General features: G+C 70.9%; 14 protein-coding genes and 1 tRNA gene. 3 read left to right on the forward strand and 12 right to left on the reverse strand.

Annotated elements, in window-relative coordinates:
• Window positions 1-353: 353 nt before the first annotated feature.
• Window positions 354-427 (reverse strand) — tRNA-Pro (locus tag ABT004_RS12235).
• Window positions 428-776: 349 nt separating this feature from the next.
• Here ABT004_RS12235 and ABT004_RS12240 point away from each other — a divergent pair.
• Complete coding sequence (locus tag ABT004_RS12240) at window positions 777-1,418, forward strand: thiamine pyrophosphate-binding protein (RefSeq protein ID WP_351334863.1); 642 nt, start codon at window positions 777-779, stop codon at window positions 1,416-1,418.
• 71 nt (window positions 1,419-1,489) lie between these two features.
• Window positions 1,490-2,434: a transketolase family protein gene (locus tag ABT004_RS12245; RefSeq protein ID WP_351334687.1), complete on the forward strand. Its 945-nt coding sequence runs from the start codon at window positions 1,490-1,492 to the stop codon at window positions 2,432-2,434.
• Here ABT004_RS12245 and ABT004_RS12250 read toward each other — a convergent pair.
• From ABT004_RS12250 to tdh, 6 genes are all read right to left on the reverse strand, one after another.
• Window positions 2,385-3,752 carry an MFS transporter gene (locus tag ABT004_RS12250; RefSeq protein WP_351334689.1) on the reverse strand — a complete coding sequence of 456 codons (1,368 nt, stop codon included), beginning with the start codon at window positions 3,750-3,752 and terminating at the stop codon, window positions 2,385-2,387. The genes ABT004_RS12245 and ABT004_RS12250 overlap by 50 nt on opposite strands.
• 99 nt (window positions 3,753-3,851) lie before the next feature.
• Window positions 3,852-4,211, reverse strand: coding sequence for an MmcQ/YjbR family DNA-binding protein (locus ABT004_RS12255; protein ID WP_351334692.1), 360 nt, complete (start codon window positions 4,209-4,211; stop codon window positions 3,852-3,854).
• Window positions 4,212-4,293: 82 nt separating this feature from the next.
• Window positions 4,294-5,250 (reverse strand): alpha/beta fold hydrolase, encoded by a 957-nt coding sequence (locus ABT004_RS12260; protein WP_351334695.1) that lies wholly within the window; start codon window positions 5,248-5,250, stop codon window positions 4,294-4,296.
• A gap of 240 nt (window positions 5,251-5,490) precedes the next feature.
• On the reverse strand, window positions 5,491-6,393 hold the full coding sequence (locus ABT004_RS12265; protein WP_351334698.1) for a LysR family transcriptional regulator: 903 nt from the start codon (window positions 6,391-6,393) through the stop codon (window positions 5,491-5,493).
• Window positions 6,394-6,438: 45 nt separating this feature from the next.
• A complete protein-coding gene (locus ABT004_RS12270) occupies window positions 6,439-7,629 on the reverse strand; it encodes a glycine C-acetyltransferase (RefSeq protein WP_351334701.1) in 1,191 nt (396 codons plus the stop codon).
• Window positions 7,630-7,689: 60 nt separating this feature from the next.
• Window positions 7,690-8,718 carry an L-threonine 3-dehydrogenase gene (gene tdh / locus ABT004_RS12275; protein WP_351334866.1) on the reverse strand — a complete coding sequence of 343 codons (1,029 nt, stop codon included), beginning with the start codon at window positions 8,716-8,718 and terminating at the stop codon, window positions 7,690-7,692.
• 384 nt (window positions 8,719-9,102) lie between these two features.
• On the opposite strand from tdh, the gene ABT004_RS12280 reads away from it, so the two are divergent.
• Window positions 9,103-10,530: an amino acid permease gene (locus ABT004_RS12280; protein WP_351334704.1), complete on the forward strand. Its 1,428-nt coding sequence runs from the start codon at window positions 9,103-9,105 to the stop codon at window positions 10,528-10,530.
• A 21-nt stretch (window positions 10,531-10,551) separates the two neighbouring features.
• Here ABT004_RS12280 and ABT004_RS12285 read toward each other — a convergent pair whose 3' ends face one another.
• The 5 genes from ABT004_RS12285 to ABT004_RS12305 form a co-directional block, all read right to left on the reverse strand.
• Entirely contained in the window at window positions 10,552-11,148 is a 597-nt protein-coding gene (locus ABT004_RS12285) for a GAF domain-containing protein (RefSeq protein ID WP_351334707.1), read from the reverse strand.
• The gene (locus tag ABT004_RS12290) at window positions 11,145-11,744 is read right to left on the reverse strand and encodes a GTP-binding protein (protein ID WP_351334710.1); all 600 of its coding nucleotides are present in this window, start codon (window positions 11,742-11,744) and stop codon (window positions 11,145-11,147) included. The genes ABT004_RS12285 and ABT004_RS12290 overlap by 4 nt, the downstream gene beginning before the upstream one ends.
• Window positions 11,722-12,093 carry a DUF742 domain-containing protein gene (locus ABT004_RS12295; RefSeq protein ID WP_351334713.1) on the reverse strand — a complete coding sequence of 124 codons (372 nt, stop codon included), beginning with the start codon at window positions 12,091-12,093 and terminating at the stop codon, window positions 11,722-11,724. Before ABT004_RS12295 ends, ABT004_RS12290 begins: the two co-directional genes overlap by 23 nt.
• A gap of 2 nt (window positions 12,094-12,095) precedes the next feature.
• Window positions 12,096-12,530, reverse strand: a complete 435-nt coding sequence (locus tag ABT004_RS12300; RefSeq protein ID WP_351334716.1) for a roadblock/LC7 domain-containing protein — start codon at window positions 12,528-12,530, stop codon at window positions 12,096-12,098.
• Window positions 12,531-12,694: 164 nt separating this feature from the next.
• Entirely contained in the window at window positions 12,695-14,902 is a 2,208-nt protein-coding gene (locus ABT004_RS12305; RefSeq protein ID WP_351334718.1) for a sensor histidine kinase, read from the reverse strand.
• Window positions 14,903-15,139 lie beyond the last annotated feature (237 nt).

Genomic DNA, 15,139 nt, shown 5'->3' on the forward strand with positions numbered 1-15,139 from the left:
CGATATTGTGTACGGTGAGTGGTGTTCTGCGTTGTGATCTTCCGAACCCAGCCCCCCCCATGGGAGCAACCCCCACCAGCACGAAGAGCGCCAGCCCATAACCAGAACTCGACCCGATCGACGGGAAAACGACCCCGCCCCGGGGTCACAAATCGGGCTCGGATGTGAACGCACGCGCAAGGAATCGAATATGAGCGCAGCGGCCCGAGTGGGAGCACGGAGGGAGCAAACAGACAAGGGGACACCGGGAGCACGGGAGCACGCTCCCCGCTCCAAGTGGGAGCATGGGAGCAACAGAAAAAGGGCCGTTCGAAAACGGCCCTTCACCTGCGACGTTCGATCGTTCGAACTTGTCGGGACGACAGGATTTGAACCTGCGACCCCTTGACCCCCAGTCAAGTGCGCTACCAAGCTGCGCCACGTCCCGGTGCTCGTTGACCTGGGGTTTCCCCCCGGCCTCACGCGCAGAGAAACCATACCGCACTCGGAGCCGTGGTCGCGCATCCCTTCCGGTGGGTGGGCGGGGTCCGGCAGGCCGCGGGAGCGGGGGTTGACCTCAAGCAAAGTTGAGGTCGCAGGCTGCGTGTATGACGACGACCACATCGGATGACATCGCCACCAGCGCCACCGGATCCGACGAAGCTGTCGGTCCCGTCGGGACTGCTGGGCCCGACAAGACCGACAAGGCCGATAGGGCAGACAAGAACGACAGGGCCGACAGGGCCGACGGACGGCCCGGCCATCGGTACGCGGATCTGCCTCGGCTCATCAGTCTGATGACCGGGGACGAGAAGCACGGGCCCGCCGCCACCTCCACCCTCGACGTGTTGTGGGTGCTGTACGACCGCGTTCTGCGGGTCGGGCCGGAGAGTGTCGAGGAGGTCGGGCGTGATCGGTTTCTGTTGTCCAAGGGACATGGGCCCATGGCGTACTACGCCGTGCTCGTCGCCAAGGGGTTCGTGCCCGAGGCGTGGCTGAGTGGGTTCGGGGCGTATGAGTCGCGGCTCGGGCATCATCCCGATCGGGTGCTCGTGCCGGGCGTGGAGATCGGGAGCGGCTCTCTGGGGCATGGGCTGCCGATCGCGGTCGGGACCGCGCTCGGGCTTCGGGCCCAGGGGCTGGGCGAGCCGGCCGTCTGGACCCTGGTCGGTGACGCCGAGCTCGACGAGGGCAGCAACCACGAGGCCATCGCCTTCGCCGGGGCCGTCGGGCTGGAGCGGCTGCACACCGTCGTCGTCGACAACCTGTCCGCTACGTACGGCAGGGCCGGCGGCATCGCCGCCCGGTTCGAGGCCGCCGGGTGGTCGACGGTGACCGTCGACGGGCGGGACCACGAGGCCTTGTACCAGGCCTTCAGCGCATCCCATCCGGGGCGGCCGCACGTCGTCGTCGCCCGTGTCGAGCCCAAGTTTGAATGAGCCCCCTCCCCTCTCCCCCACCCCCGCCGCTCCCTGCCTCTCGCGCCCCCTTTCCAGGAAGGACATCCACCGTGGACACCATGCGTGATCGCTTCGCCCCCGTTCTCAGCCAGATCCTCGACGAGGATCCCCGTGTCGCCGTCGTGCTCGCCGAGATCGGGGCCGCGCCCTTTGCGGGGGCCGCTCGGCGGCATCCGGAGCGGGTGATCAATGTCGGGATCCGGGAGCAGTTGCTCATCGGGGCGGGGGCGGGGCTTGCGCTCGCCGGGATGCGGCCCGTGCTGCACACCTTCGCAAGCTTTCTCGTTGAACGGCCTTTTGAGCAGGTGAAGTTGGACTTCGGGCATCAAGGGGTCGGGGGTGTGCTCGTGAGTGCGGGCGCGTCGTACGACGTGTCTTCCGGGGGCTTTACGCACATGGCCCCCGGCGATGTGGCGCTGCTCGACACCCTCGACGGGTGGCGTGTACATGTGCCTGGGCATCCCGACGAGGCCGAGACGCTGCTGCGGCGGGCCGTCGGGGCCAGTGGTGATGTGGTGAGTGGCTCGCAGGAGTACGTGCGGCTCTCCGTGCAGAGCAACAGGGAGGCGTTGCCCGTGGACGGGGGGCGATTCCTGGCCGTGCGGGAAGGGCGGCGGGGAGTCGTGGTCGCCGTTGGGCCCATGTTGGACAACGTGCTCGCCGCCACCGAAGGGCTTGATGTCAGTGTTCTCTACGCGACTACCGTTCGGCCTTTTGATGACACTGGGCTGCGGCGGGCCGTGGATGCGAGTGGCAGCGCTGATGTCGTGATCGTCGAGCCCTATCTCGCCGGGACCTCCACCGGCGCCGCCACTGGCGCGCTCGTCGATCTGCCGCACCGCGTACTCGGACTCGGTGTCGGGCGGCGGGAGTTGCGGCGGTACGGGAGCGTCGAGGAGCACGTCGCCGGGCATGGGCTCGACGCGAGGGCGCTGCGGGAGCGGATCAGTGGGTTTCTGCTTTCCCGTGTCCCCTCTGCCGCTGCTCCGGCATAGGAGGCATAGAAGGCATAGGTGGCACAGGTGGCACAGGAGGGGTGGGGGCACGAGGGGGCTGTGCCTCCGCTCTCACCAGGCCCCTGATCGCCGGGACCGAGATCATCGTCGCCGCCACCATCAGCGTGATCACTCCTCCTGCCAGCAGGACCTGCTGGGTGCCGAACGTGGCCGCTGCCGGGCCCGCCAGTGCCTGGCCCACCGGCTGCATGGCGATGGAACCGGCCACCTCGTAGGCATGGATGCGGTTGAGGACCTCGCGCGGGACCTGCGTCTGGACGCTCGTCGCCCACATCACGCCCCAGAACGACATGCAGGCCCCGGCCACCGCGCAGCCCGCCATCATCCATGGCACCCCCAGGCCGGCGCCCGCCGTCGCGGGGAACAGGGCGAAGCCGAACAGCGCCAGGCCACCCGCGCGCAGCATCCGGCGCGGGCGCACGCGCAGGGCCAGTACGCCGCCGATGACCGTGCCCGCGCCGAGCGCCGAGTTCACCAGGCCGTACGCGCTCGAGCCGTACTCCTGCGTTACCTGTACGGCCACCAGGGGGACGGCCGGGCCCCACGCTCCGATCATCAGCACGCACCAGATCGAGATCACTCCCCAGAGCCATCTTCGCGATCTGAACTCCCGCCAGCCCTCCACCAGTTCGGAGCGGAAGGCGCCTCGGGTGCGTGTCTTCCCACTGTCGCGTATGACCGGTGGCAGGCGCAGGAGGAGCAGGCACAGGGCGCTCAGGCCGTACGTTCCCGCGTGCGCCGCGAAGACCAGGCCCGGTGAGGCCAGCGCGACCAGCATGCCCGCCACCGCCGGGCCCGCCAGTTGTGCGCCGGACTCCGCCACCCGGATCGCGCCGTTCGCCGCCTGGACGTCGGATGCGAGGCGGGGCACCGTGCCGGCGACGCCGGGTTGGAAGATTGCCGCGGCCAACCCGTTGATCGCGCCGATGACGCAGATCTGCCAGAGCACGACATGGCCGGTGAAGAACATGACGGCCGCGAGGGACTGTGTCACCAGGCGTGCGAGGTCGGCGCCCGTCATCAGCAGGCGGGTGTTGAAGCGGTCCGCCAGCACCCCGCCGAAGATGACCAGGCCGGCGAAGCAGGCCACCGACGAGGCCATGGCGAGGCCCACCGCGCCTGCCCCGTAGCCGTGCTGCAGGAGGCCTGCCGCGAGTGCCACCGGCAGCATGGTGTCGCCGAGCTTGGCCACGCCCCTCGCGGTGAAGAAGAGGCCGAAGTCGCGGGTCCAGATGCCGCGCCGGGGCACGACATCGGCGTCCTCGGCGTCCTCGGCATCGACCGCCCGGTCGACCATCCCCGTCCCCCGTTCGCCGTCCCCGCGGCGCACCGCACGCGCGCGGCCCGCCCTCGCGAGCGGATCATGCCATGCGGACGTGCGGCGCCTCACCTGGTTTCATCCCGCCCGCGGAAGGCCCAACTCCGGGTGTGCGTCCAGGAGTCGGGACGGAGCGGCCTGGCGCCAGGAGTCGGCGAGGATGTCGCGCAACTCGGCCGTGTTTTCCAGGGCCGCGAGGCGCGCCCGGACCCATGCGAAGGACGCCTCGTGGTCCGCGATCCAGAACTTGTCCGGCTCGGACAGGACGAGTTCGTCGCGCTCCTCCTTCGGGCAGCGCACCGCTATCGACGTCTCGTCCTCGGGCAGCGTGGCGAACATCTTCCCCGCGACCCGGAACGTGGGCATGCTCCAGGCGACCTTCTCGGTCGTGTCCGGCAGGGACAGGGCTACGGTGCGTACATCCTCGGCGTCCAGCATGCTACGAACCGTAGCCAACGCCACTGACAACGCCACCGACAACGCCATCGGACCCGGGGGCGACCCCCTCGCGGTCACCCGCTCACGGCACCCGCTTGTCCAGCCACGCCACCAGGTCCGCCTGTACCTCGTCACGGTTCGTCTCGTTGAGGATTTCGTGGCGGGCGCCCTCGTAGCCCTTCCAGGTGAGGTCGGTGACGCCCAAGTACCGGAAGTCCTCCAGGAGTTCGTGGACGAGCGTCATGCGCTGGTTGCACGGGTCCTCCGTGCCGACCGCGATGTGGATCGGCAGGTCGGCCGGGATGCGGGCGAGGTTCGCCGGGTCGTTGATGCGGCGGACCGCGCGGACCCAGTCCAGGGACAGGCCCGCCGAGAAGTCGAAGCCGCAGCGTTCGTCGGCGACGTACTTGTCGACCTCCGCCTCGTCGCGCGAGAGCCATTCGAAGCCGGTGCGGTGCTCGTACGGGTCGTTGAAGGAGGAGAAGAGGTTGCCCACGTACGGCGAGGCGCCGGCGCGGCCGCCCGCCGCGACCGCGGCCTCCAGAGCCGCGATGTCGCCCTCGTTGTCGGCGCCGGGCAGGGAGCGGAAGGTGCCGGAAAGGATCAGGGCCACCAGGTCGTCCGCATACCGCTGCGCATAGTCGCGCGCGAGCAGCGAGCCGAGGCTGTGACCCAGCAGTACGAACGGGACGTTCGGGTACAGGGCGCGTGCCTGGTCGCCGATCGCCTTGAGGTCCTCGACGATCGACACCCACGCGTCGACGGTCTCGGGGTCGCCGTCGTCCGTGACTCCGTAGCCGCCCGTGGTCGAGGCCGTGGCGCCGTGGCCGCGGTGGTCGGAGGCGATGACCGCGTAGCCGTGGGAGGTGAGGTGGCGGGCGAAACGGTCGTAGCGCTGACCGTGTTCGGCCGCGCCGTGGGCGATCTGGACGAAGGCGCGAGGCCTGCCGTCGTCGGGCAGCCAGGTGTACGTGGCCACGGCGGCGCCGTCTCCGGTGCTGAGCGCGCTCGTCGTGTACGTCGGGTCTGTGGCGGTCATCTGGCGGCTTCCTCTCGGACAGTCCGTACGGCCCTGTGGGCGGGCGGGGCAACGCGGGTGCGGTGTGAGGGGGCGGGTGCGGTGTGCGGGTGCGGTGCGAGTCCGACCTGCACGTCTCCTCCCCTCCCCCGCACCGTAGGCCCTCACTCCTGGCAATCACCGACCGGCACGAGCCCGGCGGTCACCGACCGGGCCACGTAGTCGGGGATGACGCCGGCCTCGTCCCGGTCCTCCCCCGCCTCAGCCCTCCGCCGCCTCCCCCAGCGCCTCGAGCACCGGCCGGATCAGCGGGTGTTCCTCCACCCCGTGCCGTACCGCCGCGAAGACCTTCCGGGTCGGCGCCGCGCCGTCGATCGGCCGGACCACGACGTGACTCAGGTCCACGCCGTGCAGGGCCGAGCGCGGAACCAGCGCCACGCCCGCGCCAGCGGAGGCGAGGGCGACGACAGCGCGGAAGTCGTCCGACGAGTGCTCGAACTGCGGGGCGAAACCGGCATGTTCGCAGGCCAGGACCACCACGTCGTGGCAGGGGTTGCCGGGGTACGGGCCGATCCACGTGTCCTTCGCGAGGTCGGCGACCGGCACCCACTCTGTCGCCGCGAGGCGGTGCGTGAGCGGCAGGACCGCGTCGAACGGCTCCGCGTACAGCGGCACGCGCGTGATCCGGTCGTCGTCGGCGGCAGGCGCGCCCCGGTAGTCGACGGCGACCGCCACATCGATCCGCCGGTCCAGCAGCATCGGCAGGCTGGCGTCGCCTTCGGCGTCCTGGACGCGGACGCGGATGCCGGGCGCCGACTTCGACAGCAGGGCGAGGGCCGGCCCCACGACGAGGCCGATGCCCGTCGCGAAGGAGGCGAGCGTCACCGTGCCCGCCTCACCCGTGCTGTACGCGGCCAGCTCGGCCTCGGCCCGCTCCAACTGGGCGAGGACCGCGTTGGTATGGGTGAGGAGGATCTCGCCGGCCGACGTCAGCCGGACTCCGCGCGCGCCGCGCTCGACCAGCTTGTGGCCCGTCTCCTGCTCAAGGGCCGTGAGCTGCTGCGAGACCGCCGAGGGGGTCAGGTACAGCGCGGCGGCCGCAGCCGTGACGGTGCGGTGGTCGGCCACCGCACGGAGGATGTGCAGCCGCCGCGCTTCGATCATGAGCCGATTCTCCCAAACGGGTCTGACACTGCCCCCGGGGAGGCGTCAGCCGAGCTCGGCGCGGGCCGCCACGAACGCGTCCACCGCCCTGTTCACGTCCTCCGTGGAGTGCGCCGCCGACAGCTGGACGCGGATGCGCGCCTGGCCCTGCGGCACCACCGGGTACGAGAAGCCGATCACGTAGATGCCGCGCTCCAGGAGCAGCTCGGCCATCCGCCCCGCGACGGAAGCGTCGCCGATCATCACCGGGGCGATCGCGTGGTCGCCGGGGAGGACGTCGAAGCCCTCCTCGGCCATCCGCGTACGGAACAGCTTGGTGTTCGCCGCGAGGCGCTCGCGCAGGTCGCCCGCCGACTCCAGGAGGTCGAGGACCTTCAGGGAGGCCGCCGCGATCACCGGGGCAAGGCTGTTCGAGAACAGGTACGGGCGCGAACGCTGGCGCAGCAGCGCGACGATTTCCGCGCGCGCCGCGACGTAGCCGCCGGACGCCCCGCCCAGGGCCTTGCCGAGGGTGCCGGTGATGATGTCGACGCGGTCCATGACGCCGTGCAGCTCGGGGGTGCCGCGGCCGCCGGGGCCGACGAAGCCGACCGCGTGCGAGTCGTCGACCATGACCATGGCGTCGTAGCGCTCGGCGAGGTCGCAGATGTCGGCGAGCGGCGCCACGTAGCCGTCCATGGAGAAGACGCCGTCCGTGACGATCAGCTTCCTACGGGCGTCGGACGCCGCCTTCAACTGCGCTTCCAGGTCGGCCATGTCGCGGTTGGCGTAGCGGAAGCGCTTCGCCTTGGACAGGCGGATGCCGTCGATGATCGACGCGTGGTTGAGGGCGTCGGAGATCACCGCGTCCTCGGGGCCGAGCACGGTCTCGAAGACGCCTCCGTTGGCGTCGAAGCAGGAGGAGTACAGGATCGTGTCCTCCTGGCCGAGGAAGGCCGACAGGCGCGCCTCCAGCTCCTTGTGAACCTCCTGGGTGCCGCAGATGAAGCGGACGGACGCCATGCCGTAGCCCCAGCGGTCGAGGGCCGCGTGGCCCGCCGCGATCACGTCGGGGTGGTCGGCGAGGCCCAGGTAGTTGTTCGCGCAGAAGTTGAGCACCTCGCCGGGACGGCCTCCCGCGGTGACCTCGACGGTGGCGGACTGCGGGGTGCCGATGACCCGCTCGGGCTTGTGCAGGCCCGCGGCGGCGATCTCGTCGAGGGTCGCCTGGAAGTCTGCGCGCGCGTTGTCGAACATGACGTGAGTCCTTCTAAAGATGGGACCAGGGATGGGAAGTTCGGTGGGGGCGGGGAGCGCTCAGGCGGTCCAGTCCAGGATGACCTTGCCGCCCTTGCCGCTTGCCGCGTCCTCGAACGCCGCGTCGAAATCGGTGTACGCGTAGCGGCCGGTTATCACCGGCGCGAGGTCGAGGCCGCCTTCGAGGAGCACCGACATCGCGTACCAGGTCTCGAACATCTCGCGGCCGTAGATGCCCTTGATGGTGATCATCGAGGTGACGACGCGCGCCCAGTCGACGGCGAACTCCTCGGACGGCAGGCCGAGCATGGCGATCCTGCCGCCGTGGGTCATGTTCGCGAGCATGTCGCGCATGGCGACGGGGTTGCCGGACATCTCCAGGCCCACGTCGAAGCCCTCGCGCAGGCCGAGTTCGCGCTGGCCGTCGGCGACGGTCGAGGTCGCCACGTTCAGGGCGAGGCTCACGCCCACCTTCCGCGCCAGCTCCAGACGTTCCTCGCTGACGTCGGTGACGACGACGTTGCGGGCGCCGGCGTGCTTGGCGACGGCCGCCGCCATCAGGCCGATGGGTCCGGCGCCCGTGATCAGTACGTCCTCGCCGACGAGCGGGAAGGACAGCGCGGTGTGCACGGCGTTGCCGAACGGGTCGAAGATCGCCGCGACATCGAGGTCGACGGGGACGCGGTGCACCCACACGTTCGACGCGGGCAGCGCCACGTACTCGGCGAACGCGCCGTCGCGGCCGACGCCGAGGCCGACCGTCGCCCGGCACAAGTGGCGGCGCCCGGCAAGGCAGTTGCGGCACTTGCCGCACACCAGGTGGCCCTCGCCGCTGACCGTGTCACCCACGGCGATGTCGCTCACGTCGCGCCCGGTCCCGACGACCTCGCCGACGAATTCGTGGCCCACGACCAGCGGCGCGCTGATGGCCGACCGCGCCCAGCCGTCCCAGCTGCGGATGTGCAGATCGGTGCCGCAGATCCCGGTGCGCAGGACCTTGATCAGTACCTCCCCGGGGCCGACGCCGGGCTCGGGGACGTCCGTCAGCCACAGACCCGGTTCGGCCTTCTCCTTGACCAGTGCCTTCAAGGGTTCGACTCCTGTCGTCGCGCACGCGGGCAGGGCGAACCGGCCCGCGTACGACGGAGAATGGGTGGTGGGGTGCGCTGCGTCAGTCATCCGGATACGTCCCGAATGCGGTCCGCCGACACCGCAGACTCTTCCGTACACGGCGCGTTCGGTCCATCGAGGTTTTCTTAAGCGGCGCCCCAGGTTTCCTACAGGCCCGCGCCGCGCTCGGCGCGGACAACGCGACCGCGCTGATGGGCTCACCGGCCGAAGGCACACGTCCGGCCGGTTGATCCACTCAACGAACAGACTGTCCGAATAACGGACGCACGACGCATCCCCTCCCACGTGGTCGCATACTGTCGCCGCACTTCAACCCGTCTCAGACAGCGAACAGGCACGACCATGACACGGACCTCCGTCACGGACCGGCCGCAGGCCGGATCCGACGTCGGCGTCACGCCGGGCGACGTCGAGGACGCCTCCACCGGCACGGAACTCGGCCACGGCCTCAAGCAGCGGCACCTTTCGATGATCGCCCTCGGCGGTGTCATCGGCGCGGGGCTCTTTGTGGGGTCGGGGGCCGGGATCGCCGCCGCAGGACCCGCGGTCGTACTGCTCTTCGCGGGCGCCGGATTCGTCGTCATGCTGCTCATGCGGATGCTCGGCGAGATGTCCGCCGCCCGGCCGGCCACCGGCTCGTTCTCCGTGCACGCTGAGCGCGAACTCGGCGCCTGGGCGGGGGCGACCTCCGGCTGGATGTACTGGACCATGCTGACCTGCGGCGTGGCCGCGGAGGCGACCGCGGCCGGGCAGATCATGCACGGCTGGGTGCCGTTCCTGCCCGCCTACGGGTGGGTCGCCGTCTTCATGGTGTTCTTCTGCCTGAGCAACCTGGCCGCCGTGCGCAACTTCGGCGAGTTCGAGTTCTTCTTCTCCGCCCTGAAGGTCACGGCGATCTGCGCATTCCTCGTCCTGGGCGTCCTCGGCATCTTCGGTGTCTTCGGTGACGCCCCCGGCGCCTCGAACCTCACCGGCCGGGGCGGCTTCTTCCCCACCGGCTCCTCCGGCCTGATCGCCGGACTGCTCACCGCCGTCTTCGCGTACGGCGGCCTGGAGACGGTGTCCATCGCCGCCGCCGAGTCCGACAAGCCGCGCGAGAACGTGGCCCGCGCCGTGCGCACCGCAGTGTGGCGCATCGCGCTCTTCTACGTAGGGTCGATGGCGCTGGTCGTCGCCCTGGTGCCGTGGAACGACCCGAGCGTCGCCGCCGACGGCCCGTACGTCACCGTGCTCGACGAGTTCGGCATCCCGGCCGCCGGCACCATCATGCAGGCCGTCATCCTGGTCGCCCTGCTGTCGGCGATGAACGCCAATATCTACGGTTCCTCGCGCATGGCCTACTCGCTCGTCTCCCGCGGCCTCGGCCCGCGCTTCCTGGGCCGGGTGCGTCGCCGCGTGCCGGTGGCCGCGGTGCTCGCGTCCTGCCTCTTCGGGTTCTTCGCGGTGTTCGCCGGCGTCTGGTGGCCCGACACCGTCTTCACGTGGCTGATGAACACGACCGGCGTCGCCATCCTCGTCGGCTGGGTCTTCATCTGCCTCGCGCAGCTGAAGATGCGCCGCCGCCTGGAGCGCGAGTCGCCCGAGCTGCTCACTGTGAAGATGTGGGGCTTCCCGTATCTGACCTGGCTCGCCCTGGCGGCCATCGCGGGTGTCTTCGTGGTCATGGCCTCGACGGCCGACGGCCGCGACCAACTGCTCGTCTCCGCGATCCTGGTGGTGGCGCTGGCCGCGGGCGGGTACGCAAAGCAGCGCAGGGACGCGCGCCGCTGACGACTCCGGTGCGGGGCGGGCTCAGTCGAGCAGATCGCCCCGCCCCCGTACCAGTTCCATCAGTTCACCCGCCATCGACTTGATGGTCGCGAGCCCCGCCTGTCCCCACGGGCGGGGTTCGGTCGCGACCGCGCACACGGTGCCGAGGGCGAGCCCCGTGCGCTCGTCGATCAAAGGCGCGCCCAAGTAGGAGCGGATTCCGATTTCGTCGACTACAGGGTTGCCCGCGAAGCGCGGGTAGTCGCACACGTCTTCAAGGACGAGTGCTTTGCGGCGCACGACTACATGTGGGCAGTAACCGTGATCGCGCGCCATGTAGCGCGCCACTTCACCTTCCGTAGACGTCGATGTGGCGGCCGAGGCCGCCACCGCGCCCAGTTCGCCGCCCCGGTGGTCCCCACCGGGGGTGTGCAGGCCGGCGAAGAACTGCCGGTTGTCGTCCATGAAGTTGACCATGGCGTACGGGGCGCCCGTCACCTCGGCGAGCCGGTCCGCGAAGCGGTCGAACACCGGCTCGGCACGCTGCCCCAGGTCGAGCCCGCGCAACCGGCGGGCCCGCTCGGCACCCTCCTGGTCCTGCGGGGTCAGCAGCAGCCTCCTGGTCGCGTCGTACGTCACGTGTGGGCCCCGAACCCCGAGGCGGTCGCGGGCGCGTGCGCCAGCAGGTGTCGTACGAGGGTGAGCAGCGTCTGGATGCCGGAGCTCGAAATGCGCGCGTCGCAGCGCACGACGGGCACCGCCGGGTCCAGGTCGATGGCGGCGCGGACCTCGTCGGCCTCGTAGCGGTACGAGCCGTCGAACTCGTTGACCGCCACGACGAAGCCCATGCCGCGCTCCTCGAAGAAGTCGACGGCGGCGAAGCAGTCCTCCAGGCGGCGCGTGTCCGCGAGGATGACCGCTCCGAGGGCGCCCTCGGACAGCTCGTCCCACATGAACCAGAAGCGCTCCTGGCCCGGCGTGCCGAACAGATAGAGCACGTGCTCGGGGTCCAGGGTGATCCGCCCGAAGTCCATCGCGACCGTCGTCTCGACCTTGTTCTCGATGCCGTCGAGGTTGTCGGTGTCCGCGCTGACCGTGGTGAGCAGCTCTTCCGTGCTGAGCGGAGCGATCTCGCTGACGGCCCCTACGAAGGTCGTCTTGCCGACCCCGAACCCGCCCGCGACCAGGATCTTCAGTGCGGTGGGGAAAGGGTCAGAGCTGGCGTCGTAGTCCATCGAGCACTGCCTCCAGTAGGGACCGGTCAGTGGGGTTGTCGTGGAACGTGGGGGGCTTGGTGGTGATCGCCTGGCAGTCGACGAGGTCGGAGAGGAGAACCTTGGTCACGCCCGCCGGGAGCTTCAGATGACCGGCGATCTCGGCGACCGATGTGACCTGCGCACACAGGTCGAGCGCCTGGCTGTGTTCCGGACCCAGATAGCCGAGGGGGGTCGCCCCCGTGGCCATCACATGGGTGAGCAGATCCATCGACGTACTCGGCCGGGTGCGTCCGTTGCTGATCGCGTACGGACGTACGAGCCGGCCCGCGGCGCCGTCCAGCCATGGCCCGTCCTGCGGGGCCGCCACCGTCAATTCCTCATCGCCGTGGGCTGGGCGGAGGGCTGCCGGGGTGCGGTGACCAGGTAGGGGCGCACGCTCTTGACGAGCATGGCCATCTCATAGCCGAGCACGGCCGCGTCCGCGTCGCGCCCGGCGAGGACCGCGAGACAGGTTCCGGAGCCGGCGGTCGACACGAACAGCAGCGCTGAGTCGAGCTCCACCACCACCTGCCGTACGTCGCCGCCGTCGGCGAACCGGATGCCCGCGCTGCGGCCGAGCGAGTAGAGGCCCGAGGCGAGGGCCGCCATATGGTCGGCGCTGTCGGCGTCGAGCCCGTGCACGGACTTGACGAGGCCGTCAGAGGACAGCAGCACGGCGCTGCTGGTGTGGGGAACGCGCTGGACGAGGCCGCTCATCAGCCAGTCGAGATCGGACACATGACCCGTCGGCACATCGCTCGCCATGGGGGATCGACTCCTTGGTGGACTGCTGGGTGTGGTGCGGGGAGGTGGGGGATCGGCGGGGGCGGGCGCGGTGCGGGGTGCCGTGCGGCGCGGGTGGTCGGGCGGGTACGCGCGCGTGGTGGTGTGCGGAGGCGGGGGCGGGCGTGTGTGCGGCGTCAGGGTGGTCATGCAGGGGCGCCGCCTCGGCCGTGGCCGCCCTGGTCGTCGGGGCCCGGCTCCCACTGCTGAGCGTTCGGGGCCTCGTCGCCGGGGGCGCGCGGTTCCGCCGACTCGGCGAGCGTGATGCCGCGCTGGAAGGCGGCCATGAGACCGGGGTCGTGCACGGAGGGCGCCGACTCCTCATGGCGTGGCGCGGGGCCGCCGCGCAGTTGCGGAGCGATGTGCTCCTGGGCCCTGCGGTGCGGCAGTTGGGGGCGGCCCATGGTGCCCCGTACGACTCCCTCGGGGCGGGGCACCAGGGGCTCGGCGTGCGCCGCGGCCTCGCGGGACTCGGGGCGGAGGCCGGGGAGTGCGTCGGCGGGGGTGGGGCGGGAGCCTCCGGCGATGCGCTGCGGGAGGGGGGTGGCGTGGGGTCCGGGGCGGGAGGTGGTGGGTGGGGTGCCGTTGGGCGCGGGGGCCGTGAGGGGGGCGTCGGTCGGCGGGCCGGCCGGAGGCGCCCCTATGGGCGTGCCCGTGGGGGGTGTTCCTGTTCCTGCGAAGGGTGCGTCCGTCGGCGTGCCGGCGGCAGGCGTGCCCATGGGCGTTCCCGCGAGGGGTGTGTCCGTAAGTGGTGTGCCCGTCGGCGTGACGGCCGGAGGCGTCCCAATCGGTGTGCCCGTGGGTGGAGTTCCCGTGGGTGGTGTGTCGGTCGGCGGGGCGGCGGGCGGGCCCGTCGGAGGGGTTTCCGTGAAGGGGGCGGGCAGTGGGCCGAGGGGCGTGCCCGTAGGAGGGATTGTCGTGAAGGGGGTGTCGGTCGGCGTACCGGCCGGAGGTGTTCCCGTGTGGGGCTGGCGGGGCACCACGGAAACGGCGCCGTGGAGCGGGGCGGGGTCGGGCTGCGGCGGGGGGCCCGCTCGGTGGCCGTTCGCCGACGGCATCGGCTCGCCGCCGAGCACGCTGTTCGCGGTCGCCGCCGCGGCGGCCTTGCGGACGTGCGGGATGCGCACGCCCGCCCCGTCCGTGTCGCCGTCCCCGCCGAGCAGGTCCTGGGGCAGCACAAGGACCGCCTGCACTCCCCCGTAGATATTGGTCTGCAGCCGCACCGTGATGCCGTGCCGTCGCGCGAGCTGCGACACCACGAACAGGCCGATGCGGCCGTCCGCGAGGAGGCTGGCCACGTTGACCTGGTCGGGGTCGGTGAGCAGCGTGTTCATCTTGTTCTGCTCGGTGACCGGCATGCCGAGGCCGCGGTCCTCCACCTCGATGGCGAGCCCGGAGGTCACCGGGTTGGCGCGGAGCAGGACCTGGGTGTGCGGGGCGGAGAACACCGTGGCGTTCTCGACGAGTTCGGCCAGCAGGTGGATGCAGTCGGCGACGGCGTGCCCGCGCAGTGTGCCGTCGATCGGCGGCACGAGTTTGACCCGCGAGTACTGCTCGACCTCGGCGATCGCGGAGCGCATCACCTCGGTCATGGACACGGGGTGGCTCCACTGGCGGCGCGAGACGGCGCCGCCGAGTACGGCGAGGTTCTCGGCGTGCCGGCGGGTGCGCGTGGCCATGTGGTCGACGTGGAAGAGGCCCTTGAGCAGGTCGGGGTCCTCTACCTGGTTCTCCAGCTCGTCGAGAAGGCTGATCTCCCGGTGCACGAGCGACTGCAGGCGCCGGGCGAGGTTCACGAACACCTCGACCTTCTGCCGGCTGCCTGCCTGGCTGGACAACTGGGTGGCCTGGACGACGGCGGTCACCGCGACATCGTGTCCGCGCGCGAGGTCGACGGCGAGCCGGTCGAAGTCATCGCCTCCGGGCGCGCCGACGGCGGGTGCGCGGCGCGGCGGAGGGGCCTCACCTTTGCGCAACTGCTCGACCAGAGCGCGCAGTTCGGACTGGCGGTGCGCGGCGCCCTGACGCAGCGCGAGCACCCGGTCGCGTACGACGGCGGCGGTGCGCCGCGCGGCGACGGCGGCGATCACGATGCCGGCGACCGTCACCAGGCAGGCCCCGCCGAGCACCGCCCACAGCGTCGGACTCGGCCGCACGCCGGTGTGCTGGAGGACGAACAGCACGGCCGCGCTCGCACCGAGGGCCACCGCGAGCGGCGGAAGGACGGCGATACGCAGGAGTTGGGAACGTATGTGGGTCTCGGTCGGCTGTGGCGCGGCCCGCCCGGCCGGCCTGCCGTGCCGACCGCCTTCGCGGCGGTCTGCGCGGGCGGCCGACTGGCGGAGCTGGGACATACGGCGACCTCGTCCTCGGTTCTGTGAGTTCAGGGGCGTGGCTCGGCAGCTGAATGGACAGCAGGCAGCGCGACCGGGCGTCGCACGACGAGCACACACGGTAGTCGCCAACGGCATATACGCGAGGGGCAGTTGACAAACTCCGACGGCCGAGGTCCCGCTCTGGTATGAGCCTTCGCACCTACGACCGAATACCTACGCGCGCAGCGTCCGCACACCCGTTCGTCAGGGCGATTC

The organism is Streptomyces sp. NPDC002790, assembly GCF_040295505.1.
Classification (GTDB): Bacteria; Actinomycetota; Actinomycetes; order Streptomycetales; family Streptomycetaceae; genus Streptomyces.

Bases quoted from the DNA above. Each gene is read 5' to 3' on its own strand.
- ABT004_RS12270 (WP_351334701.1), bottom strand. From the start codon at position 7,629: ATGTTCGACAACGCGCGCGCAGACTTCCAGGCGACCCTCGACGAGATC.
- ABT004_RS12250 (WP_351334689.1), bottom strand. From the start codon at position 3,752: ATGGTCGACCGGGCGGTCGATGCCGAGGACGCCGAGGACGCCGATGTC.
- ABT004_RS12300 (WP_351334716.1), bottom strand. From the start codon at position 12,530: ATGGCGAGCGATGTGCCGACGGGTCATGTGTCCGATCTCGACTGGCTG.
- ABT004_RS12305 (WP_351334718.1), bottom strand. From the start codon at position 14,902: ATGTCCCAGCTCCGCCAGTCGGCCGCCCGCGCAGACCGCCGCGAAGGC.
- ABT004_RS12265 (WP_351334698.1), bottom strand. From the start codon at position 6,393: ATGATCGAAGCGCGGCGGCTGCACATCCTCCGTGCGGTGGCCGACCAC.
- ABT004_RS12290 (WP_351334710.1), bottom strand. From the start codon at position 11,744: ATGGACTACGACGCCAGCTCTGACCCTTTCCCCACCGCACTGAAGATC.
- ABT004_RS12255 (WP_351334692.1), bottom strand. From the start codon at position 4,211: ATGCTGGACGCCGAGGATGTACGCACCGTAGCCCTGTCCCTGCCGGAC.
- ABT004_RS12280 (WP_351334704.1), top strand. From the start codon at position 9,103: ATGACACGGACCTCCGTCACGGACCGGCCGCAGGCCGGATCCGACGTC.
- ABT004_RS12240 (WP_351334863.1), top strand. From the start codon at position 777: ATGACCGGGGACGAGAAGCACGGGCCCGCCGCCACCTCCACCCTCGAC.
- ABT004_RS12260 (WP_351334695.1), bottom strand. From the start codon at position 5,250: ATGACCGCCACAGACCCGACGTACACGACGAGCGCGCTCAGCACCGGA.